This window comes from Cloacibacillus sp. An23, from assembly GCF_002159945.1.
Lineage (GTDB): Bacteria > Synergistota > Synergistia > Synergistales > Synergistaceae > Caccocola.
In genome coordinates this window covers 13,070-36,578 of record NZ_NFJQ01000014.1, presented here as the reverse complement: position 1 = coordinate 36,578, position 23,509 = coordinate 13,070, and the positions used below count along the sequence as shown (strand labels likewise).

The 23,509-nt window shown below is 59.4% G+C and carries 19 protein-coding genes; 5 read left to right on the top strand and 14 right to left on the bottom strand.

Annotated features, from left to right (window positions below):
• The first annotated feature begins 166 nt into the window (after positions 1 to 166).
• Entirely contained in the window at positions 167 to 988 is an 822-nt protein-coding gene (locus B5F39_RS13100; protein ID WP_204245123.1) for an MBL fold metallo-hydrolase, read from the top strand.
• Positions 989 to 1,049: 61 nt separating this feature from the next.
• On the opposite strand, the gene B5F39_RS13095 is transcribed toward B5F39_RS13100, so the two are convergent.
• From B5F39_RS13095 to B5F39_RS13050, 10 genes are all read right to left on the bottom strand, one after another.
• Positions 1,050 to 1,787: a hypothetical protein gene (locus B5F39_RS13095; RefSeq protein ID WP_087368441.1), complete on the bottom strand. Its 738-nt coding sequence runs from the start codon at positions 1,785 to 1,787 to the stop codon at positions 1,050 to 1,052.
• A gap of 22 nt (positions 1,788 to 1,809) precedes the next feature.
• Positions 1,810 to 3,420, bottom strand: coding sequence for an ASKHA domain-containing protein (locus B5F39_RS13090; RefSeq protein ID WP_158096063.1), 1,611 nt, complete (start codon positions 3,418 to 3,420; stop codon positions 1,810 to 1,812).
• Entirely contained in the window at positions 3,420 to 4,766 is a 1,347-nt protein-coding gene (locus tag B5F39_RS13085; RefSeq protein WP_087368437.1) for an aminotransferase class III-fold pyridoxal phosphate-dependent enzyme, read from the bottom strand. The genes B5F39_RS13090 and B5F39_RS13085 overlap by 1 nt, the downstream gene beginning before the upstream one ends.
• A 113-nt stretch (positions 4,767 to 4,879) precedes the next feature.
• Positions 4,880 to 6,415 (bottom strand): Na+/H+ antiporter NhaC, encoded by a 1,536-nt coding sequence (nhaC, locus tag B5F39_RS13080; RefSeq protein WP_087368435.1) that lies wholly within the window; start codon positions 6,413 to 6,415, stop codon positions 4,880 to 4,882.
• Between the two features lie 152 nt (positions 6,416 to 6,567).
• Positions 6,568 to 7,938: a uroporphyrinogen decarboxylase family protein gene (locus B5F39_RS13075; RefSeq protein ID WP_087368433.1), complete on the bottom strand. Its 1,371-nt coding sequence runs from the start codon at positions 7,936 to 7,938 to the stop codon at positions 6,568 to 6,570.
• Between the two features lie 112 nt (positions 7,939 to 8,050).
• Positions 8,051 to 9,442 (bottom strand): monomethylamine:corrinoid methyltransferase, encoded by a 1,392-nt coding sequence (locus tag B5F39_RS13070; protein ID WP_087368431.1) that lies wholly within the window; start codon positions 9,440 to 9,442, stop codon positions 8,051 to 8,053.
• Between the two features lie 40 nt (positions 9,443 to 9,482).
• Positions 9,483 to 10,109, bottom strand: coding sequence for a cobalamin-dependent protein (locus B5F39_RS13065; protein WP_087368429.1), 627 nt, complete (start codon positions 10,107 to 10,109; stop codon positions 9,483 to 9,485).
• A 341-nt stretch (positions 10,110 to 10,450) separates the two neighbouring features.
• Positions 10,451 to 11,632 (bottom strand): pyridoxal phosphate-dependent aminotransferase, encoded by a 1,182-nt coding sequence (locus tag B5F39_RS13060; RefSeq protein WP_087368427.1) that lies wholly within the window; start codon positions 11,630 to 11,632, stop codon positions 10,451 to 10,453.
• A 30-nt stretch (positions 11,633 to 11,662) separates the two neighbouring features.
• Positions 11,663 to 12,802, bottom strand: a complete 1,140-nt coding sequence (locus B5F39_RS13055; RefSeq protein ID WP_158096062.1) for an Ldh family oxidoreductase — start codon at positions 12,800 to 12,802, stop codon at positions 11,663 to 11,665.
• A 94-nt stretch (positions 12,803 to 12,896) separates the two neighbouring features.
• Positions 12,897 to 14,237, bottom strand: a complete 1,341-nt coding sequence (locus tag B5F39_RS13050) for an APC family permease (RefSeq protein WP_087368424.1) — start codon at positions 14,235 to 14,237, stop codon at positions 12,897 to 12,899.
• Positions 14,238 to 14,722: 485 nt separating this feature from the next.
• Between B5F39_RS13050 and B5F39_RS13045 the strand changes: the two genes are divergently transcribed.
• Entirely contained in the window at positions 14,723 to 17,566 is a 2,844-nt protein-coding gene (locus tag B5F39_RS13045; RefSeq protein ID WP_158096061.1) for an AAA family ATPase, read from the top strand.
• A 110-nt stretch (positions 17,567 to 17,676) separates the two neighbouring features.
• Positions 17,677 to 18,633, top strand: a complete 957-nt coding sequence (locus B5F39_RS13040; RefSeq protein WP_158096060.1) for a GTP-binding protein — start codon at positions 17,677 to 17,679, stop codon at positions 18,631 to 18,633.
• Between the two features lie 340 nt (positions 18,634 to 18,973).
• Here B5F39_RS13040 and B5F39_RS13035 read toward each other — a convergent pair whose 3' ends face one another.
• The 4 genes from B5F39_RS13035 to B5F39_RS13020 all read right to left on the bottom strand — a co-directional run bounded on the left by B5F39_RS13035 (position 18,974) and on the right by B5F39_RS13020 (position 21,916).
• On the bottom strand, positions 18,974 to 19,654 hold the full coding sequence (locus B5F39_RS13035; protein WP_087368417.1) for an ABC transporter ATP-binding protein: 681 nt from the start codon (positions 19,652 to 19,654) through the stop codon (positions 18,974 to 18,976).
• On the bottom strand, positions 19,651 to 20,871 hold the full coding sequence (locus tag B5F39_RS13030) for an ABC transporter permease (RefSeq protein ID WP_087368416.1): 1,221 nt from the start codon (positions 20,869 to 20,871) through the stop codon (positions 19,651 to 19,653). The genes B5F39_RS13035 and B5F39_RS13030 overlap by 4 nt, the downstream gene beginning before the upstream one ends.
• A gap of 10 nt (positions 20,872 to 20,881) precedes the next feature.
• Positions 20,882 to 21,307: a DUF4418 family protein gene (locus B5F39_RS14310; protein ID WP_158096059.1), complete on the bottom strand. Its 426-nt coding sequence runs from the start codon at positions 21,305 to 21,307 to the stop codon at positions 20,882 to 20,884.
• 396 nt (positions 21,308 to 21,703) lie between these two features.
• Complete coding sequence (locus tag B5F39_RS13020) at positions 21,704 to 21,916, bottom strand: 2-hydroxymuconate tautomerase (protein WP_087368413.1); 213 nt, start codon at positions 21,914 to 21,916, stop codon at positions 21,704 to 21,706.
• A gap of 82 nt (positions 21,917 to 21,998) precedes the next feature.
• Here B5F39_RS13020 and B5F39_RS13015 point away from each other — a divergent pair, with 82 nt between their 5' ends.
• Together B5F39_RS13015 and B5F39_RS13010 are read left to right on the top strand one after the other, a co-directional pair.
• On the top strand, positions 21,999 to 22,781 hold the full coding sequence (locus B5F39_RS13015; protein WP_087368411.1) for an A24 family peptidase: 783 nt from the start codon (positions 21,999 to 22,001) through the stop codon (positions 22,779 to 22,781).
• Positions 22,782 to 22,842: 61 nt separating this feature from the next.
• A complete protein-coding gene (locus tag B5F39_RS13010) occupies positions 22,843 to 23,460 on the top strand; it encodes a nitroreductase family protein (RefSeq protein ID WP_087368409.1) in 618 nt (205 codons plus the stop codon).
• Positions 23,461 to 23,509: the final 49 nt, after the last annotated feature.

Genomic DNA, 23,509 nt, shown 5'->3' with positions numbered 1-23,509 from the left:
ATCCCGTTGTTTCAGCCTCAGTGTTTAGGACGGAGGTTCCGCGCAGAAGATTCGCGGAACGGCGTCGTTTTTATGTAAAAGTTAAAGCACCATAAGCGGCGGCGGCGCGGCCCGTTGTTTTTCTGAGCGGCGGGGCTGATATAAAATATTCCCGGAGGTGTTGACGATGCTGAGGATAAGCGCGCTTGTGGAGAACGGCGCGGCGATCGGGCGTTATCTTTTTGCGGAGCCGGGTCTTTCGCTTTGGCTTGAGTGCGGCGGGAAAAGGATTCTTTTCGACGCCGGGTATTCCGGCGTTTTTCTTGATAACGCGCGGATAATGGGGATAGACGCGGCCGCGCCGGACGCGGTCGTGCTGTCGCACGGGCACAGCGACCACACGTGGGGGCTGTGCGCGATGATACTGGAGCGCGCCGCGCGCGGGCTGACGGACAGGCCGCCGCTGTTCTGCCATCCGGGCGCGTTCGGGCGCAGGAGGCTACGCGGGCTCGACGCCGGGATGCTGGTTTCTCCCGATGTGCTCGGCTCGTTCTTCGAGCTTCGTCCGTCGCGCGAGCCGGCGGAGGTCGCGGAAAATCTATACTGGCTCGGCGAGATAGAGGCCGCGGTCACGCCGCGCGGGACGGTGGGCGAGAGGCTTGAGGACGGCGCGTGGAGGCCGGACGATTGCCGCGACGATTCGGCTCTCGTCTACGACGGCGCGGACGGCCTTGTGATAATCACGGGCTGCTCGCATTCGGGGATATGCAATATCGTAGAGCGCGCGAAGCGTGTGACGGGGCGGGGCGTGATAGCGGACGTCGTGGGCGGCTTTCATCTTCGCTCCGGCTCTGATGCGGAGGTCCGCCCCGTGCTGGATTATTTCGAGAAGGCAGCGCCGCGCGCGCTGCACGCCTGCCACTGCACCTGCTCCGCCGCGCGCGCCGCGCTGTCCGCGCGGTTCGCGTTTGAGGAGATGTGCTCCGGCTCTGTGCTCGAGTACGATTAGCATAGCGCCCGGGGCCGAAGCGGCGCGCACGGTTCCGGCGCGGCCCCGGGGTTTTGCACGGTCAGCCGAGCGTGAGCATGTGGCAGCCGCCGAGCTGGTAGTACAGGCATTTTTTGCCGGCGCAGGGGCTGCACGGCTCGGCTTTGACGACTACCTCGTGCTCCGCGGCGCCGAGGGCGACGAATGAGCACTGGGATTTTCTCGGGCGCAGCAGCGAGAGGCCGCTGGCTCCCACGCCTATCGTCCGCTCCGTGTCGCCGAGCGCCACGACCTTTTCCATGAGGTCCTGTCTCATGCTGCCCATGCCGGGGTAAAATTCTCCGTTGACGAATTTTCCGTTTTTCGCGGCGCGCTCTTTCACCCACGAGCCGAGCGCGGCGTGCATGCCGTAGAGGGCGACTGAGCCCGCGACGTCGAGCAGGAAGCCGGTCATCAGGCTCCCGGTCGAGTTCATCATTTCGCTGCACTCGCGTTCAAGCTCCGCGCCTATCGTCCAGACGGCCATGACGGCCTCGCTTACGGAGTCGTTGACGCGCAGCAGCCCGCCGCCGAAGTTTTCTTCGGCGGCTGAGAGCGGCATGGCGACGACGCGCGCGGCGGGGTTGAACAGCTTTTCGAAGCCTTCGTTTTCCCAGTAGGCGGCGAATTTGTCAAATTGTTTTTTGTGGCGTTCGCCCATCGCGGCGTAGAATTTCTCAAGCGCGGACAGGTCTACCGCGACGGGGGGCGTCTCCGTCTCTTCTATAACGGACGGGGCGGCCCAGTCCGAGAGCAGTATTTTTATTTTCTTTTCCATCATCGCGTATCTTTTCCGCCGTGCGCTAAAAGGCCATGGCTTTTACGAAGCGTTTCTGGAAGTCCGGCAGGGACGACAGTTCGACGTATTTCATCTTTTCGGCGACGGCTTTCGTCCGCTCGTAGAACTCCGCCGATGCGAGGGCGAGGCTCGCGCCGAGGCCGGACGAGTTTTTGACGCCGCGTATTTTCGCGCGGTCTATGTCGGGGATGAGGCCGGCGGCCGCGGCGCTTTCTATGTCTATGTTGTTGCCGAAGGCCCCGGCGAGGCAGACTTCCGCTATTTCGTCTTTCGTTATGCCGGCTCGCTCGAGCATGACTTCCGTGCCGACTTTGACCGCGCCGGCGGCGAGCTGTACTTCGCGTATGTCTTTCTGCGTGAGGTATATGGGATTTTCTTCGTCGGTGAGCAGGAGCCGGACCATGCCGTTTTCGTTTCTTCCGAGGCGCTTCGCGAAGCGCGGGTCCACGCACTTTTCGGGCGCGGTGAAGCGTCCGCTCGGCTCGACTACGCCTTCGCGCAGGACTACCATTATCGCGTCGATGAGGCCGGAGCCGCAGAGGCCGACGGGTTTCGCGCCGCCGATGGTCTTGCATCGCAGCTCGCCGCCATCCATATAGACCTTCTCAATGGCTCCTGTGCTCGCGCGCATCCCGTACTGTATGCGCGCGCCCTCGAAGGCCGGCCCCGCCGCGGTCGCGCAGCAGAAGAGGCCGTCGCGGCTGCCGATCACTATCTCGTTGTTCGTGCCGATGTCCACGAGCAGCGTCACGCCTTCCGCGCGCTCCATTCCGAGCGCGGCGACGCCGGCGACTATGTCCGCGCCGACGTAGCCGGCGACGTTCGGCAGCATTTTTATGATTCCGTTTTCGTTTATGCGGATTCCGAGCTTCGAGGCGGGGAATGGCGGATATGTCAGGAACTGCGGCGTGTAGGGGCTGCGCCCGATGCTTTCGGGCGAAACTCCCGCGAAGAGGTGTTCCATCACAGTGTTGCCGGCTATCACTATTTCAGTGATTTCTTCTTTTTTGATGCCGTTGCGTTCGGCTAACACGCCGAGGCTTTTGTCCATCTCTTCCGTCAGGACCGATTGTATCCTCGGCAGCGCGTCCGGCGAGGACGAGGCGTATGCGATTCGCGAGATTACGTCGTCTCCGAATGCCACCTGAGGATTCAGGAACGATATTTTGTCTATGCTCTCGTGTCCGTCTAGGTCGAAAAGGTAGCAGACGACGGTCGTCGTGCCTATGTCCACCGAGACTCCGTATCCCTTAGCGTCTGGGGCCCAGTCCGATATGCCGTCGGAAAAGCCTTCGAGTATGCTGTGCCCTTTCGATTCGACACGGTCGACTATCGTCACGCTCCCGTCGCGCACGACGCGCGCGCAGCACGAGAGGCGCAGTCCTTCCTTTATCCCGGCCTCGCCGAGCGCGCCGCGCTCCGTCTCGCTCACGGGGGAGAGCGGGTCGTCCGCGCCGGTCCTCACGCGGCATTTGCCGCATACGCCGGCGCCGCCGCAGTGGCGGCCTATCCTCGCGCCAGCCGCGTCCGCCGCCTCCGTGAGCGGCGTGTCCGGCGCGACGCGCGCCGTCAGCCCGTCGGGCAGGAATTTTATCTCGCACATTTTTTCGTCCATCAAGCCCATCCTCTCGCAAAAGTCAGAACTTCGTCTTCAATGAGGCCTTTTTCGTAGTCCTCTATCGACGCGCGCAGAATTTCCAGGGCGCGCGCCGTCTCTTTTTCCGTTATGACGAGCGGCGGCTGTATCCTCAGCACGTTGTCGCCGAGGAAGGTCAGTATCAGCCCGCGCTCCCAGCAGCGCCAGCATATCTTCGCGCACGCGCCGCGGTCCGGCGCGCCGCTCTCGTCCACTATCTCCTGCGCTATGGTGAGGCCGAGGCCGCGCGTATCGCCGAGCCGGGGGAGCACGCGCTTCATCGCCTCCAGCGCCGCTTTTATATTCTCGCCCGTGCGGACGCTTTTTTCAATCAGGTTTTCATCTTCGATGATTTTTATCGTCTCGAGCGCGGCGCGGCAGCAGACGGCGTTCGCGGCAAGCGTCAGGCAGTGGCCGGGGTCGCGCACCGAGTCGGCTATCTCCGCGCGCATGACGAGCGCCGAGAGCGGCATGCCCGAGGCGAGCGCTTTCGAGACGGCGATGATGTCCGGCGTCACGCCGAAATGTTCTATCGCGAACCATTTTCCGGTGCGTCCCATGCCCTGCTGCACCTCGTCCGACACGAACAGTATCCCGTGCTCGCGGCAGAGCGAAGCGAGCGCGCGCACGTAGCGGGCCGGCGGCACGACGAGGCCGATGTCGCCGCCTATCGGCTCGAACAGCACGGCGGCGGCCTCATCGGGCGGCAGATAGAGAGAGAAGGCCGTCTTTATCTCTTCGAGGCAGGCGAGGGAACAGTCTTCCGGCTTCTCGCGCCACGCGCACGCCGCGCAGTGCGGATAGCTGAAATGGTGGAAGCCCGGCAGCATCGGGCCGAGCCCGCGCCTCATGTTGAGCGATATGGCGGAGGCCGAGAGAGCGCCGTATGTGACGCCGTGATAGGCCGTCTTGAATGAGATTATCTCGGAGCGTCCCGTGTAGGCGCGCGCGAATTTTATAGCGCCGTCCATCGCGTCGGAGCCGGAAAGGCCGTAGGCGACTTTCTTGGGGAAATCGCCGGGCGTTATCGCGGCGAGCTTCTCCGCGAGCTCGACGGACGATTCCTCGTACATGTAGCCTATCGTGTAACAGAGCAGCTTCTCCGCCTGCTCCTTTATCGCGGCCGTCACGCGCGGGTGACAGGTCCCCGTGTTCAGCGAAGCGGCCCCCGCCGCGAAGTCTATGTACTCGTTGCCGTCCGCGTCGCGCAGCGTCGCGCCGCGCCCCGATCCGACGGCGAAGGGGTAATACGGCGAACGCGACGACGGCGCTATCGCCCTTTCGTCGCGCGCCACTATCTCGAGCGATTTTTTTATCTCTCTCATGGTTCTTTCCCTCCTTGTGCGGAGCCTTCTTAAAGAAAGGACGAAGCTCTTCCTTCGGAGTGCTTCGTCCTTAGTTTCTTCGTCATGCCGCGCGCGGCGCGGCGGCGCTTACGCTACGCTTCCCTCGGGAATGTGAGCTCCGTGCGCCGTTCGACCTTGTCGTGCTTGTCGGAGCCCCAGTATATGCCTATGCCGAGGTAGGAGATGATTATCGCGAATATCGGGTTGATTATGTTCAGGAAGCAGTATGGCGCGTACTCGAGCGTAGGCACGCCGAGCGCGTTCGATTGGAAGGCTCCGCAGCCCGTCCATGGAATGAGGACGGCCGTGAGAGTTCCGCTGTCCTCGAGCGAACGGGAGAGCATACGCGGCGAGAGGTCGCTCTTCTCTACGGCTTCGCGGAACATGCGCCCCGGGACGACGATTCCGAGATATTGGTCGCCGAGGAAGAAGTTGCTGACGAAGCAGGAGATTACGACGAGCGTGATGAAGTCACCGACGCGGCGGACTTTATAGAGCAGCGGGTTGAGCAGGACGCTGAGGTATCCGCAGCGCTCCATTATGCCGCCCAAGACGAGCGCTATCATGATCATCGACAGCGACCACATCATGCTGTCGATGCCGCCGCGGTTCAGAAGCTCCGTGACCATGCCGCCTACCTCGTGCGCCATCTCAGGCGTCACTCCGGTGATGCCGTACTCTCCCAGCAGCGCGGGTATGTCGGCTGCGGAGGCTTCGGCGAGCTTGGAGGCGACGGAGGATTCGTAGCCGTAGTGTATCGCGGTCATCGCGTCGTGGAGGCTGACTCCGTGGCACATCGCTATGACGGAGGCGGAAAGAGTTCCCGCGACCATTCCCGGTATAGCGGGGCACTTGAGAAGTACGAGGCCGATTACCACGACCGGCGGTATCGCGACGAGCAGCGGGTTAAGGTCGAACTCCGCGGCGATGATCTGCTGGAAGGCGATTATGCGGCTCGCGTCGAAATTCTCTCCGCCGCCGGAGTAATGCGTTCCGAGGACGACGGCTATCACACAGACTATGAGGTACGACGGCACGGTCGTCCACATCATCGCGCGGATGTGGTCGAAAAGGTTCGACCCGGCGACGGCCGGAGCGAGGTTCGTCGTGTCGGAGAGCGGGGACATTTTGTCTCCGAGGTACGCTCCCGACAGGATGAAGCCGGCCGTGAGAGGGGCGGGGATGTCAAGCCCGGCGGCTATGCCGATGAGCGCGACGCCGACAGTCGCGCCGACGCCCCACGAGGCGCCTATCGCTATGCCTATGATGGAGCATATCAGCAGCGAAGCGAGAAGAAAAATGCCGGGGGAAAGAAGATTGAAGCCGTAGTAGATAAGTCCGGGCACGACGCCGGCCTGCACCCACGCGCCGACGAGCATCCCTATCGTTATCAGGATTAGAAGGGCTCCGAGAGAGGAGGTGATAGCGTTGAAGACCGAGATTTCCATGTCCTCCCACGAGACGCCGACGACGAACTTGCCTATCAGCGCCGCCGCAGTGGCGGCCATGGCGATAGGCACGTGGGCGTCCATGCCGAGGCCGAGCAGTCCGTAGGCGATTATCGCCGCTATGATCACGAACGTCCCAAGAGCTACGGCAAAGCTGGGCTTTTTGTCTGTTGCTGCCATGATTTATTCCTCCGTTTCTGCATAAAGGATGATTAAGTTGTGGGTAAATAATAAACCATAAAACCATTTCGCGAAACCCCTCAAAATCGCGGAACAGTTTTGTGAATAAAAATACAAAATACGCGCCCCCGCGCGGAGGGCGCGCCGTTATGCTATTTCAGCCTCTTGTCTATCTCCTTCATCAGCGCTTCTTCGGTCGGCGTGATGTTGTCGAAGACGACTTCGTTGTTGATGAGCAGCGTCGGCAGCGTTGAGACGCCGAGAGCCTGCGTGCGCTTGATGCCGGCGGCGCTCTTGATCAGCGACTCGCGCCACGAGAGCTTGTCGCCGTAGTGCGGCGCTACGTTCTTGACGGCTTCGCACATGTACTGGCACGGCGCGCAGCCTTCGGAGTCGAGCGTCACTATCTCTATGAACACCTTGCCCGGCTCGATTTTTACGTCTTCGAATACGTCGCCGGATTCCTCGGCGTTGGTAAGCGCCTCTTCGAGCGACATGAAGCCAGCGGTGTCGGAGGGCTCTTCGCCCGTCGCGGCGTACTTTCCGACGGCTTCAAGATTGTAGAACGGAGTGTCGTAGGGCAGGTCGCAGCCCGGCGAAAGTATGTAGCCGCGCTTTCCGCCTATCTCGATGCGCTTCTTCACGTCGGCGACGCACTCGCGCGGCGAGCCGAAGAGCAGCGTCGTCGTGAGCGGGATGTTGCCCTCGAATGCGACGTTGTACTTGTAGGCGAGGTCTTTGACGAACTGCAGGTCCACCTGTTCGTCGAAGGCGACCGCGTCCGGCTTGCTCTGCATCATCAGCTCAATGTTCTTCGTCGCGTTGCCGCAGCAGAAGAGCGTCACGATGCCGCCCTTGCCGTGTACTTCGTCAATGACGGGTTTCACGTAGGGCGAGACGAAGGCCTCGAAGTGCTTCGGCGCTATCTGGCTCGTCATCGGGTCAACGACCGCGACGACGTGCGCGCCGGTCTCCATGTACCACTCGCCCATGCGGCGCGTGATTTCCGCGCAGAATTTGAGGACCTTGTGCGCCTCGTCGGGCTTCTTCATCATATCCATGATGAAAGCCGAGCCGCGAAGGTGCAGCGCGAGAGTGAACGGCCCGCAGCAGAGACCGAAGACGGCTACCTTGTCGCCTATGCGCTCGACGAGCTTCTTCGTCGCGTCGAAGAACATCGGCAGGCGTCCCTTGTCCTTCGTGAATTCGGGCAGGTCTTCAAGCGTCTTGCCCTGCGCGAGCACGTGTCCCGTGACCGCGGGCGGGTTGTTCTTGCTCCAGTGCAGCGCGCAGCCGAGAACTTCCGCTTCGGCCTGGAGGTCGAAGGCGGAGCATACGCCGTCGGCGTAGTAGCGTTCGGCGGCGGTCTCGACGGCCTTTACAAGAATGTCCCCGTCCTTGAGCATCTCCTCGGCGTTAGAGCCTACGAGCTTCGCGACGTGTACGCCGGTGAATGGAACCCAAGGCACGCGGTCTACTTCTTCAAAACGCAGGGCTTTGAGGACTCTTTCTTTACCGTTCATAAGTTCACCTCATTATGATTGTGTTATCGTCAAGTCAGCAAAAATGCCTATTTATTACAAAGAGGCGCATAAGCGCCTCTTTGCGGTAAAACTCTGATTTTGTCCGTAGGGATTAGTAAGCGTACTCCACGCCGAGCTTGTTGAGTTCGTCGCGCATACGCTCGTACTGGTCGAGGTATTCCTGGCGCGGCACGATGCGCTCCATGTCGTAGACTTCCTGGATGTGCTTGCCGTAGTTGTCGATCGGGATGAGCTTCTCGTACTTCTCCATGATCTTCTGGCAGATCTCTTCGGCCTTGGCTCTGGTGAGGCGCATCTTGAAGGAAGCCTCGGAGGTCTCGTGATAGAAGCGGGACTCGAGCGGCGTCGCCATGTCGGTGAACTTGTTGCGGCAGGTCGCGGCTCCCCACGGGTTGCCGCCGGAGCACTCGGTCGCGAGGGCGTGGTTGGCGCACTCCCAATAGAGCTGGTCGGTGCCGGGGCCCGCGTTCGCGAAGAGGTTGTTGAGGAAGATGAGGTTCGAGTTGCGCGACATCGCCTGGCTGAGGACGCTCTGGAGCCAGAGAAGCTCTCTCGTCGTCGTGGACTGCCACTTGAGGTGGAACGGGAAGTTCAGAGCCCAGCAGGAACCGTAGAGGCACGCGCCCTCGATGTTGTAGGCCGTCTGGAGGACGAGCGTCCCTTCGGTGCCGCCCGCGTGTCCGCCGAAGATGGCTCCGCAGAGGTTGCCGAAGACGTTCCCGTATGAGCGGTAGTGCAGCGACTTGTTGAGCATCGCGTTGTTTGTCGTCATCTCGGTGAGGATGGAGACCATGCGGCCGTCGAGGTGCGACTGGCGGACGCCCCAGACCGGGTTTCCGGCGGCTATCTGGGCCTGCGCGGATTCGGCGGTGCCGACGGAGACCGTCCACACGTCGGGCTTTCCGACGAGGCGCTGCGCGTCGCGGAGGTTCATCGCGTGCTCCATAGCGGCGGCGACTTCGGTCGGGTTCTGCGAGGTCGCCTTGCGGCCCATGAAGTCCTCAAGCAGAGGAGCGCAAAGACCGTCGAGGAGAGGTTCCTTCAGGTAGGCCATGCACGCCTTCTTGTGGATGTCGGTGCTGAAGTTCGCGTCGGGGCTGAAGAGGTGGAACGGACGGCGCTCCTTGTCTTCTACCGCGCGGACCTGGAGCCAGCGCTGGTCGTGGCCTGCGCCGATGAGGTACTTCGGGCGCTTCGTGTAGAGCACCTCGTTGACCTCGCGCTCGGTGAACTGCATTACGCGGTGGGTGTCCTGGTTGTAGACGCCGGTCGAAACGAAGAAGTCCTTCGCGGCGGCCCACACTCTGTCGGCGAGCGCGTCGTCCTGGTTGACTATCGTATGTCCGTCGTACTTGATGTTGTATTCTTTGACTACTCTTCTGATGTTGGGGATGAAGGACTTGAGCATCCACTCGGCCTGGTCCTTGTAGAACGGGCCCTCGTCAGCTTTGGCGAAAACTTCCCACATTCTGAACGTTGACATGATTTATTCCTCCAATCTTTATATCCGGACGGTAATGTGATTACGCAAGGAGCTTCTTAAGCTTCGCGGCGCACTCGAAAGCGTCGAACGACCAGACGTCGGCGCCGATGCGCTCGGCCCATTCGACCGAAGTCGGGGCTCCGCCGACGCAGACGAGGTACTTGCCCTTGTCTCCGGCGTCGCTGACGAGCTTGATGAACTCTTCCTGTCCGGGCATCGTCGTCGTCATGAGGGCAGACAGGCCGACGACGTCCGCCTTCTCCTTGCGGGCCGCCTCGAGGTAGGCGACCGGGTCCACGTCAGCGCCGAGGTCCACCACGTTGAAGCCGTTGGCCTGGAGGACTATGCCGACGATATTCTTTCCTATGTCATGGTAGTCGCCCTTGACCGTGCCGATGATGACGGTCTTCGCGGCGCCGTCGCTCGCTGTGACGAGGTGCTCTTTGAGCACGGACATGATCTGCATAAAGGCGTCGCCCGCGATCATAAGGTCGGGGAGGAAGACTTCGAAATTCTCGAACTTCTGTCCGAGTATCCCCATTTCCTCAGTGAGTCCGGCCATTATATCCTTCGCGGGGGTTCCCTTCTCGATGAGCTCTTTTACGAGAGCCACCGCCGCGTCTCCGTCACCTTCTACCATGTACTGGCGAACCTGCGCTATTGACATTGATGTTACCTCCGTTTGTATATATTTTTTAAATTTGAGTCTTGCATCGCTTGACGTCTATAAGATTAACAGCGTCCTGCAAAAGGTATGCAAAAATCAATCACTGCGCCGCACTATTGCCGTTGCTAGCGGCTAAAATAGCAAAAATTTTTTTTGCGCCGGCGCTGAAGCGCCCGGCCGAGAGATATGAAGAGTAAAAAATGTTTCCTGCCGGAGCATTGGCGTGAATAATAAGTGAAAAATATTTTGCTTACGAGCAATTTAAGCAAAAAAATATCCCCTATGCGCGCGAGTGTGCCGCCTGTAGGGGATATTGCGTTTAATTCAGCCGCATGCGTCCGCTACATATTCTCGACGGCTTTTTTGATGCGGCGCAGCCCTTCTTCTATTTCCTCGTAGGAACGGCAGTAAGTGATACGGAAATGTCCAGGCATTCCAAACACTTCGCCCGGCGCGGATGAGACTCCGGCCTCTTCGAGTAGGCGCGAACAGAAGGTGAATCCGTCTTTCACTTTGAGCTGTTTGATGCTCGGGAATGCGTAAAAGGCCCCATGCGGAGTGATGGCCTCGATGCCGGGGATGTCGTTGAGCCATTTGACGACCATGTCGCGGCGGCGTCTGTACTCGGTGACCATTTTCTTGACGTCTTCTCCGGCGCTCTTGAAAGCCTCTGCGACGCCGGTCTGCGCGAACGAATTCGCGCAGGCGGTGATATTCTGATGAGCCTTATTGACGTAGGGGCGCATCGTTTCAGGCGCTACAATCCAACCTACGCGCCATCCGGTCATTGACCATGTCTTCGAAGCCGCGGAGACGGTGACGGTTCTTTCCGCCATCCCAGGCAAACTGGCTATGCTCAGATGCTGTCCTTCATAGAGGAATTTTTCATAGCATTCGTCCGAAACGACCCAGAGGTCGCGCTCGATAGCTACTGCCGCGATTTTCTCAAGATCTTCTTTTGAAAGGACCGCGCCGCTCGGGTTGTTCGGCGAGTTGATGAGTATCGCCTTCGTCTTCGGCGTAATAGCATCCTTCAGATCTCCGAGCGGAAGGCCAAAGCCGTCTTCCATCCTGGTCGCCACAGGCACGAGCCTGCCGCATGCCAGCGCGATTTCGTCGGCATATCCGGGGAAGTACGGCGTGAGGACGATGACTTCCTCGTCAGGTTCAAGCAGCGTGAGGAATGTCACCGTAAGAGCTTCGGTCGCGCCGCATGTTACGACGACGTGCTTGTCCGGGTCCACGTCCATATTGTGCTCTTTGCAGTAACTCTCCGCGATGGCGCATCTCAGGTCGTACTGTCCGGACATATCTGTATAGTGGACGTTGCCGTCCCTGATCGCCTTGATCGTCTCCTCTTTCGCGCATTCCGGCGAATCGAAGTCCGGGCGGCCTATCTCCATATGGATTATGCTGCGTCCCTGTCTTTCAAGTTCGTCAGCGCGGCCCAGTATCTCGCGTATGCCGCCAGCCATGATGATGGAGGACATACGTTTATTTGGGAATGTAACTTTCGTTGACATAAAAACCACCTGCTTTAATTTTAAACTTATTTATTCTTTTACGGTAAATACCTTCTCAAATTCAGTTTCTTTCCCTACGCGCTGCGCTACGGCGCGAAGTTTGCCGACGATGTCGTCGCTCAGCACGATGCCGTTTTTCAGAGCTTCTTCGCGATAGTGGCGCTCCTTATCGCCGGGCATGAGCACCGGCATATCTTCGGAGATGGGCTGAGCCTTGCGGTATTCTTCGATGATGTACTTCAGATGCTCCAGTACAGCCTTCGGGTCGCCGAAGACGGTTGGGGCGATCGCCATGAAGAAGAAACATACCCCCTCGCCGGCGTAGGGGATGAACTTGCTTGGAATGCCGCCCGAGAAGCCGCCTGTGAGTAGCTCAACGAGCATCGCGAGTCCGTATCCCTTGTATCCGCTGCGCAGTTCCGTCGTTCCGCCGAGAGGCGCGATTCCGCCCGTCGGCTCGACTGGGATTTTGTCCGGCGTGTCTCCATGCGCCACGACCTCTATCGCCTCTGGGAAGTCTGTCACCGTCGTCCCGTCGGGTCTTACAACTATATCGTCAGGCAGCACCCCGCTCTCAGCAAATACTTTGCTTCTGCATATTTTACCGTAAGCCATTACGCATGTCGCCATGTCGAGAAGGAAGCGCGGCTCATCGCCGACAGTCGGAATCGCGACGGCTATCGGGTTCGTGCCGAGGAAGCGTTCTGCGCTCCTCGTCGGGCAGACCGCCCTTATTGTATTCGTTGAGGTGATGCCTATTAAGCCTTCGTCGGCCATCATCTCAGACCAGTGTCCGGCGTAGCCGTAATGGTTCGCATAGCGTACCGCCGCGACGCATATGCCGGATTCTTTCGCTTTTTTGATGCATTTCTTAACTGCGGTCTCGGCGATCACGTAGCCGACTCCCGAGTGTCCGTCCATGACGAAGGAGACGGGCGTCTCATGCACCACCGTCGGGTCTGGCGCGTCGAGCTTCAGGCATCCGGTCGTCTCGATGTAGCCGAGGTAGGTCGGGAGCATCACCGTGCCGTGCGAGTGTATGTGCCGCGCGTCTGCTTCGACGAGGCTGTTTGTGACGGCGGTCGCCTGCTTGTCGGAGTAGCCTATGCCTATGAACATCTCTTTCACGATTTTGTAAAGATCCTCATACTTCGCAACATATTCTTTCATTTGGGTTGGGCCTCCTTTTCTATACTGTCGTTCTTTATCTGACATATAGTCTTACAGATGCGTGTCATTTTGGGCGCGCGGCGCTTTACGGCGTTTATTCTTCTACGCCTATGTCGGGGAGAGTGACCTCGACCGTCTTAAGCCTGTGCAGCGTGTAGAATACCGCTATGACGAAGATTACGAGCGTCGCTACGACGATGTATGTGTCGATGGATGTTACGCTGTTGTATATGATTATCGCCTGCACTATGAAGGAGAGGATGCATGCGAAGTAGAAGAATCCGTCCGGTAGGCCCTTGAGGAAACACCTGTTCTTCCATGCCTTCGGGTAGCGCTTCGGCACCTGCCATATCGAAATCATCATCAATATACTGAGGCCTATGTCAACGATGAGCAGAAGATGTGCGATCGTGCTTATCTCCCATCCGAGGACTATCGGTATAAAGGAGCAGAGGAAGACTATCGTGTAGGCGATCCACGGCTGGCCGTATCTGTTGTGTCTGGCGAGGGTCTTCGGGAAGTAGTTGTTCTGAGCGGCGGTGTAGAGCGGCTCGGAGTACTGGATCATTATGCCGTTCGTCGTAGTAAAGAGCGCCATGACCGGGCCGGCTATGATGAAGAACACAAAGAGCGGCGCGGGCAGGATTTCCCTTGCGACGAGCGTGAGCGGCTGGTTCACGACCCTGTCGAGCGGCAGGACGCCGGCCGCGACGATCGTCACGGAGATGTAGACGACTACTAGGACAAGGACGCAGCCGATGATCGAGAAGGGAATGTCACGCTTCGGGTCTTCGCACATACGGCTCATGAATGCGATGTAGTACTGTCCGTATGTCGAGAAAACGAGGAGTAGCGCCGCCTCCATCACTCCGCTGAAGCCGTGTGTCATGAAGTTCTGCGATGACGGGCTTACCTCCGCCCATTCGACGCGCGAGAAGCCCATCAGCGCGAACATCATAAGGCCGATGAGCAGGAGGATGGTCATGACGTTCTGCACGCTCGCGAGCGACTTGATGCCGCGCAGCTGTACGAGATAGAAGAATATAAGCGTCGCTACGGGCGTCAGCCAGTCCGGCACGCCCTCAAAGAGCGACTGTATGTAGGTGTTGAGCGCGACGCAGTAGAGCGCGATGCTGGGGAGATAAAGGAAGAAGCAGACGATGTAGATGCCGCCGATTTTTTTGCCGAGGATCGTGTTGACCAGGGTATATGGGCCGCCTTCTAGCTTGACGGCGCTGGTGACGAAGCAGAAAGGAAGATTGTACAGAAAGCCTAAAAGCAGCGCTATGCCGTATGATAACCACACCGACGTGCCTGTGTAGCACATCGCTATGCCCACTAGGGTAACGATGCCCGCGCCGATCATGCTTCCGATGTTCATCGCGAGCATAGACCATCTGTTCATAAGTTTTACGTCGCTGCCTTGTCCGCTCATTCTTATGCCTCCTTACGATTAAAAACGTCTTAGAACTTTACTATACTATAGTGGTATGGCGTCATTTCTTAATGATGGCTTCGCATCGGCTACATGTCGCTCATTCCTTCCGTTCCCGATGTTTTTGTAGCGATGGCGGCTCTGTTTATAAAGACTTGAGCTACATATATTTTTATATTTAAAACAAATATAACTTTAATTTTATAATATCATTTGTCTCTAAAAATTATGCAAAATATGAATGCTGATGTTTTTGCGATCATGGTAGACCACATTATAAAATTAAGTTTTTTGCAGATTTTTTATTTCACATCAGAGAGGGAATGTGGCACGCTATTTCGTTAAAGCGTACAATAGTCTCTATTAATGAAGGTAAGGGCGTGATTGTGTTGAAGTATAAAGCTCAGCTGCTTGGCAGGCCTGAATTGTTTGTGGATGGAGCGCCCTATGTTTTTACTTTTAAAAAAGCCCAGATACTCGCCCTAATGCTTATTGAAGAGAAGAGCATGTCGAAGGATAAAATCTGCGAGTATCTATGGTTCGATAAAACTCTCGAGAAGGCGCGGCGCAACCTCAGCAACGCCGTGAGCTGCATAAAAAAGGTGCTCCCCGTAAATATTGCGGGCGGCGTCATTTCCATCGCCGATGGCGTGAAGATAGAGCGCGACGTAGATCTCATCACCAAAATAGACGCCCTCGGATGGAACGAAATAAGCGAGCTATGCCGGCCGTTTATGGACTCAGCCGACCTCGACGACTGGGGAGCGTTCAGCGACTGGCTGCTGCCGAAACGCCAGCACTATCACAACCTTCTCGTAAAAAATCTGAAAAAGAGGGCGCAGGCCCAGCTCGCCGGGTTCGCTCAGAACCGCTTCGAGGACGCGCTGCTATGCTACGAAAAGCTCTCGGAGTGCGAGCCGTACGACGAAAAGATACACGGCGAGCTCGTGAGGCTCTATATAAAGACGAACCAAAAGATAAAGGCCGTGGACGCGGCGCGCGCTTTCTCGAGCCGGATCGAAAGCGACTTCGGCATCGAGGCCGACCTTTCCGACATCTCGACGCTGATGCGCCGCAAGACCGAAGGCCCTGCGATACGCGCGTCGTCGCAGGGCGGCGAGGACAACCCTCTCGCGCGCAACGACGAGATAATGAAGATGCTCGACTTTTTTTCCGGCTCCGTCGAGGGGCGTTCGCTCTGCGGCATGGTCTGGGGCGAGCAGGGCATAGGCAAGACAGTATTCATCAACGAGATAACGTCATGCCTCGCCGAGCGCGGCTGGGAATGTTTTTCCGTCGTCTGCTGGCAGGAGGAGAAGTCCTATCCGCTCGCGCCGATCATGCGGCTTCTGAAATCGCTGCATATCTCGCTCTCACAGCAGGAGAATATAAAGGCCCTTTCCGACCTGAGCTACTCGTACATAGCCGAACTCATCCACCAGAGTGTCTCCGAGCCGTCGCGTGACATCAAGCGGCTGCTGGTCGTCGAGGATCTTCAGTGGATGGACGACGCGTCGTGGAATATCATCGAATCCATAATGTGCGACGGCAGCGCCCCGCTCAACATGCTCGTCACCGGCTTCGAGGAGATACGCCCCGCCTTCATGCTGCGCACCGCGCTCGCCGACGAGCCTTTTGAAAAGTTCGAGGTGACGCTGCGCCGCTTCAATCTCGAGGAGACGGGGCGTATATGCCACGAGATGGCCCCCGAAGAGGATTGGACGGACGAACGCGTCCACGACGTATATATGCAGACGGAGGGCAATCCCTTCTTCATCCGCGAGCTGCTCAAGTATAAGTCGGACGGGATGCTCGACGGCGGGTCGCCGTATAAAAACACGTACTTCTCGATGATAGAGCTGCTCGACGAGAACGAACGGCTTTTCCTCGAGGCGATAGCCGTATGTCCCGAATGCGCGTCGATGAAAGAAATAGCGCAGGTGCTCGAAATGTCCCCGCTGAGCGTCTCGAAGCTGTACAGCAACCTGCGGCTGCACGGCTTTCTGCGCGAGCAGGAGGCCGACGGCGGCGACGTGCTCTATTACTTCACGCACACGAAGATACGCGAGGCCCTGCTCGAAGGCATGTCAGCGTCGCGCAGGACGGCGCTGCACACGAAGAACGTCGAGATACTCGAGGCCTCTGCGCCTAAGCGGCTGCAATACCGCCACAGGAAGACCTGCGCGCGCCTCTACTACCACTGCCATGAGGCCCGTATGCCGATGAAGGAGCTCTACTGGCGCGTGCGCGAGCTCGACCTGTACTTCATGGCCGTCCACGAGGTGTTCCCGACGCTTGTCGATCAGGACCTGATGTATTACATTCCGACGGTGGACGACTCCAATTACACGAAAAAGGCTATGGCGGAGGCGTGGGCGATAATGGACCGCCTCTTCCGCATCGAGGGCGGAAGCCCCGAGCTGCTGCGCCTCGAACGCGACCTCTACATACTCAAGGGCGGCTATCTCTGGTGGAGCCGCCGCTACGACGACGCGGAATATATGCTGCGCGCCGCGGTGCGCAAGGCGCTCGCGATAGGAGAGCCGGAGCCCGTTGTCAAGGCCGGCGCGCAGATGTGCTACCTCGCCATACAGCGCGACGACGCGAAGCGCCTCGCATATTGCGCGAAAAAGCTCTGCGGCTACGCGAAAAAAAACGGACTCGCCAAGTGGGAGGGGACGGCGCTGCGCTTCGTCGGGATAGCCAAGATACTCGCGGCGCAGTACGACGAGGCGGACAAATACCTGCTCATGTCCACCGCCGTATTCGAAAGGCTCGAGGAAAAGGGCTTCAACTTCACCGTCTGCCTCATAGCGGCGGAGCACTTCCGCGGCGACGCGATGCTCGCGCAGAAGAAAATAAAAGAAGCGCTCGCCTTCTACGAAAACTGCGTCAACATAGGCGAGTCGGTCTCTCTATTCCGCGGCCTCGGCCTCTCGCTCGCGAAGGCGGCTTTCTGCCTCATGCTGCTCGGGCGTTACAAAGAGGCCGAGTCGCACCTTCAGCGCATGGGCAAGATATACAACATAATGCACACTGAGTGGGAGGACGGCCTGCAGGGCGGAGGCATCGCCTTCAGCCTCATGGGAGTCCTCAACAGCCGCAAAAAAGACTGGTATCACGCGGGGATATGCTTCACAGTCGCGAAACGCCTCGCGAGCGAGACGAAACGCCCGCTATGGCAGGCGATGCTCTACTGGGCGAAGCTCGAGCTCTACAAAATGGGAGAAGACGTACCAAAAGAATTCGCCGACAGCGTGCTCAAGCACCCGCGCGAATGGTACGAGGAACACCTGCTTCAGCTCAAGCACAAAGTCGGGTGGATATAGCGCGGGGCGCGCGCCGCGTTGCTAATCTCCGGCTTCTGTGCTAGTCTGTGGGAAAATTTGACGGAAGGGACGTATGCGTAGTGGATGAGAATAAATGCAAGGTTTATCTTTTGTCTGGATTTCTTGGGAGCGGCAAGACGACGCTTTTGAAGCATCTGCTCGAGACGCACCCGGAGCATGAGCGCATCGCCGTCCTGATGAACGAGTTCGGCAAGGCCGGTGTGGACGGCGACGTCGTGCGCAAGAACGGACTCGAGATAATAGAGATAAGCCGCGGCTCGATATTCTGCGCCTGCGCGAAGGGCGACTTCCTGCGCGGGCTTTACACTATACTTAAAGACTACAGGCCGACGATACTGCTGGTCGAGGCGAGCGGCGTCGCGGACACGACCGACATGAAGAAAGACCTCGGCCACGGGATGCTGCACGACTACTACCGCTTCGCTGGGAACATCTGCGTCATAGACGCGCTGCATTTCGAGGACTGGCTCGACATGTTCAACGCGGTCATAAAGCAGACGGAGGCCGCGACGCAGCTTATTATCAACAAGACCGACCTCGTGACGCCGGAAGCGGCCGACGCGCTCGAAAAGCATCTTCACGAGCTGAACCCGGCGGCGAAGATTACGCGCGCCTCGTTCGGCAACGTGCCGTGGAGCGTATTCCGCTCCGACGATACGGAAGAGAAGATGGCGGACATCCCGGACGCGGAGGCGTGGGAGAAGTTCATCGATGACACGCTCGCCAACGCGACGCCGCACATGGCCCCGCCGGACAACCTAGCCTCGCTCAGCGTCTTCTGGGAGGGCGACGCGGAGAAATTCAAGGATATACTCACAAGGCTGCCGGAGGACGTCGTCCGCTCGAAGGGCTATTTCGTGGACACCGACGGCAAATGGAAGGTCTTCGACATCGTAGGCAGCAAAGACCCGGTCTACACCGACGCTTCGCCCGATTTCAGCCAGCCGCGCAACCTCGCGATATTCATACGCAAGGTGCGCGCGCGCCGCGAAATTCCGGGACTTTTCCAGGAAGCCGGGCTGAAGCTGCTCGAGCTGAGGTTTTAGCGCGATACGCGGGCTGACTGAGGCGCGCGTGACGCCGCGCCTCAGTCCAGGGCCCGGTATAGAATTAACTAAAACAGCAAACATTTACGTCATTCCGGCAATTTTCCGGCCGGAATCTCCATCCCTGGCACCGAGGCTGAACCCGAAGCGATATAGCCACAATGCAAGGTTGCGTGGGTACTGGACGGAGGTCCCGCATGGCCCGCCCCGTTTCACCGGGCGCAGGAGATTTCCTGGGCGACGTGTATTTTCTAGGAAAAGTTGATCAAATATAAAAGCCGCCGTGCGGTATGATTCCCCGGACGGCGGCTTTTCGTGTGCTCCGCGCAGGCGCGGCGCGTTATGCGCTTTGCGTGAGACGGCCGTGCTCCATGCGCCACAGCTCGCCGCAGCGCGATGCGGCGTTTTTGTCGTGCGTGCTCATGAGGACGGCGACGCCGCTTTTCGCGGCTTTGTCCATATAGTCGAGTATTATCTCGGAGTTTTTGTCGTCGAGGTCGCTCGTCGGCTCGTCGGCGATTATCAGCTTCGGGCGCATGAGGAAGGCCCGCGCTATCGCGACGCGTTTGCGCTCTCCGCCCGAGAGCGCCGCGGGCGTCTCGTCCTCCATGCCGCCGAGGCCGAACTCTGAGAGCAGCTCAGAAGCCCGCGCATAGACGTCCTCGTTTCCCCGCCGCGCCGCCGCGCTGAAAAAGTACGGCATACATATATTTTCGGCGATGGTGAAGTTGTTCAGCAGGTCGCATCCCTGCATGACGTAGCCTATCTCCGGCCCGCGCAGCGCGGCGAGGCCGTCTTCGTCGAGAGCGGTCAGCTCGCGGCCGGCGAACGTCACCGTGCCCGAGTCGGGGCGGCACATCCCGGAGAGCAGATGGAAGAGCGTGCTTTTGCCGCAGCCGGACTGTCCCATGAGCGCGACGAAGGCCCCCTCGCCGAGCGAGAACGACACCCCGTCCACCGCCGCGAAGGTCTCGCCCCTCCGCGTATATTTCTTTACGAGTTCGGACGCCTGTAAAATCATATCTCTTTCTCCTGTATCAGAGCTATCGGCTCGCCGCGGCAGACGGCGAAGATGGCGCAGGCCGACGCCGCGAGCCCCGCCGCGACGGCGACCGCGAGGCACTTCGCCCCAGTCGCCGCGTAGAAGCCTACGGAGCTGATGAAGGCCGGTATGCCGAGCCACAGCAGTATCTGCTCGCGGAAGGCGAGCATCACTCCGCCGGACGCCGCGATTCCGGCGATGCCGCCGGCGAGGCCTATCACAAGCCCTTCGGCGAGTATCACGCGCACGACGTATCCCTTAGTCGCGCCGAGCGTGAGCATGACGCCGAACTCAGGGCGGCGCTGTATTATCGTGACGGTGAATATACATATCATGGATACGGCGGCGGTCAGCAGCATCAGCACGTTCAGCGCGAGGCTGAACGAGGCGAAGCTGGCTACGGAATCGGCGGCCTTGCTGACCATGCTGTTCGCCGTGTAGGCCCACAGCGGGCTGTCCTCTATCGTGTAGTTGATCTTGCGCGCGACCTCGAGCGGGTTGACGCCATCCTCGGCGCGTATCATTATCGAAGATATCACCGTTTCCGGGTCCATGCCGCCGAGCCTGTTCTCGCGCGCCTGCTCGGTGCGGAGGATGTCGCGCGCGGTGCTGAAGTCTATGAACACGCAGTTGTCGTAGTTCGTGTCCGTCCTGTCGAGTTTGCCGGCGACTTTCAGCTCTCTTCCGAAGAATATCAGAGTGCTGCCCGGCTTCGTGTACATGTTGGCTCCGGCGATCACTTCGCCGCGGCCTATTTCGCGCATCTGCGCGCTCTTCATCCATGAAGTGACGATGAAGTCGGTCTTGGAGTCGAAGCCGATTATCTGAAGCGGCATCGCGCAGCACGACGCGTCCAGCGTCGCGATGAATAGCTGCGGCGAGGCCTTAGCCACTCCGGGTATCGCCGCTATGCGGTCCAGCCACGAGCCGTCGAAGTAGAAGCTGCAGTGCTCGCCGGAGAAGAGCGAGCCCGCGTACTCCGAAGCGTAGCTTTTCGGCACGACTATGACGTCCGCCCCCATGCGGTTCACCGTCTGTTCGACGCTGCGCTCCATGCTCGAGAGCAGTATCGAGCTTACGAACAGCGAGGCCGCAAGCACCAGACAGAGGAATTCCATCACGCCGGTGCGCATCCCCTGCCCGCGCAGATTCGTCAGCGCTATCGAAAGCGCGCCGAGCTTTCTCCTGCCGGCCATGCTCCGCGCCTCAGCGGGCCTTCAGGCCGAGCGCGAGGGCCGCGGCACCGAAGACGAACGCCGCGCCTCCGCAGAGCTTGGCCCACGCTGCAGTGACGTGGCAGGCCATCTCGACGTTCGCGCAGATGCCGATGCCTATGCCGAGGTTGGAGATGACGGCGAAAACGCAGAGGCCGATGCCTGCGGCGACGGCGCCTCCGTGCGCGAGCTTTTTCGTGAAGAGCATCATCGCCCCGTTGAGTATCAGCAGCGCGCCGAGCAGCACGAGCGCCTGCCCGCTGAAGAAACATTTCATATGCGTTTCCCTTCCGTTCACAAGCTTCAGCATCGCCTGACAGACCGGAGCCCACGCGTACACCGCCCCGATGAGCACGGCCCCGGCCGCGATGACCGCCGACGAAAGGAATACGCCGATTTTCCCGAAATCGTCTTTCACACAAGATCCTCCCTTTATCCGGCCCTTTGCAGGCCGCCAATATACTTTATTTTCAATGTTAAGTAAGTTAGCGAGTGCTTGACAATAGCGTGACGGCGCGGCGCGGTGTGCGCAGGAATAAAAAATTTTTAAAATCACATTGTAAACGGTTTGTTTATAGCTACATGAAAACCGGGAAAAGTTATTTGCGCGGATATGTTTTTTATTCGTCCGCACTGACGTCCGCCGCGCGTAATGCTTAACGCCGGTTCCGCGCCGCCGGCGCTCCGGCGCGGCTCGCGTGCTGGCGCGGAATTTTTGCCGGCGCACAAAAGAAACTGATGCCGGCGCAATGTCTGACGTCCGCCCTCGCAGGCGCTGCGCCGGCTCCGCGCATTGGCGGGCGGAGCCGTGCGTTTACTCCTTCGGCTTGAGCTGCATCGCGGGGTCGTCGCAGACGAGCGTGCCGCCTATCGCGAAGTTTTCGTTTTTCATTTCGTTGATGATTATGCGCACCGCTGAGGGCTTGACCTCCATCGTCTCCGCCACGGCCTGCGTGACGCGGCGCGCCATCTCGCGCTTCTGCTCGACTGTGCGTCCTTCCTTGATGTTGACTGTTATTATAGGCACTCCCGACACTCCTTAACGCGCGGTCTTCGTGTAAAATATAGCTTAGGCTGTATTTTAGCCTTTCTGTCTGTGAGGTGTCTATATGGCGGCGTGCGGCTGGCTTTTTCTGATTTTTGCGTTTTTCGTCGGAGCGTCCCTCGGTTCTTTCGCGGGGGCCGCCGCCTGCCGCGCCGAGGCCGGGGAGAAATGGTGGGGACTGGAGCGCTCGCGCTGCGTTTCCTGCGGCGCGGTCCTCGCGCCGCGCGACCTTGTGCCCGTGCTGTCGTTCATCGCGCTTCGCGGACGCTGCCGCTTCTGCGGCGCGCGCATCCCCGTGCGCGACTTCATCGCGGAGCTCGCATGCGGAGTGCTCTGCGCCGTTTTCTTCCTGCGTTTCGGATTTTCTTATTCCTTTCTGTTTTCGTCGGCTTCGCTGCTTTTTCTCGCCTTCCACACGCTTACGGACGCGGAGACGGGCTATATATACGACTCTTGGGCCTTCGCCATGGCTGGCGCGGGGCTGGCTCTGCGGCTTGCGGGCGGGGCGTCCGCCGTTATCGACGGAGCCGCCGGCGCTGCCGCCGGTTTCTGCTTCATCTGGGCCGTCGTACTGCTCAGCCGCGGCCGCATGGGGACGGGCGACGCCGTGCTGATGCTCGGCGTCGGGGCCTTCACGGGGCTGAAGTTCGCCGCCGCCGCTCTCTACGCGGGGTTCCTGCTCGGCTGCGCCGCCGTGCTGCCGCTGCTCGCTGCGGGAAAGGTTACGAGAAAGACCGCGGTGCCTCTCGGCCCGTTCCTCTGCGCCGGCTGCGCCGCGGCTTTCATCTTCGGCGGCTCCGCGGCCGGATTTTTCGGATTTTCCGTTCCGTGGCCGTGGGGCGCGTGAGCCTGCGGCGTGGGACGATGTTTTTAGAAAAAAATAATAAATCCATCAAGGAGGAATTTTTATGAAGAAGATACTTATCCTTGCGGCGGCGCTTATGCTCGCCGCGTCGTCGTGCGCCTTCGCCGTGCCTATCGTGCTGCCCGAGCCGCAGAAGAGCGGGGGGCCGGGGCTGTTCGACATGCTGTCGAAGCGCGCCTCGGCGCAGCAGCAGGATTTCACGAAGGAAGAGCTGACGCTGAACGAGCTCTCGACGCTGCTGTGGGCCGCGACGGGGCAGAACCGCGAGCCCAAGGGCTGGACGGTGCCTATGGCGATGGGGCGCGATCCTTACGTGTCCGTCTACGTCATGCTTAAGGACGGCGGCTATCTCTACAACTGGGAGAAGAACGCGCTTATCGAGATCAACGCCGACAAGAGGGCGCTCAAGCGCACCGTCAACCAGGATTACGCCAAGACGGCGCCATGCATCCTCGTCTTCGTCGACCGCGGCGTGATAAACATGAACGGCTTCGGCGAGCTGGCTACGGGCGCTATGTCGCAGAACGTCTACCTCGCGGCTGCGGCCCTCGGCCTCGACGCGCGCTTCATAGCCTCGTTCAACCGCGCCGCGATAGAAGAATCGCTGAACCTCGGCCCCGTGATGAACGTGGTCGGCGTTATGGCGGTCGGACGGCAGTAAATCATTGACGCCGGGGCATGTGCGCGGCCTGCGCCGCGCGCCTTGCATC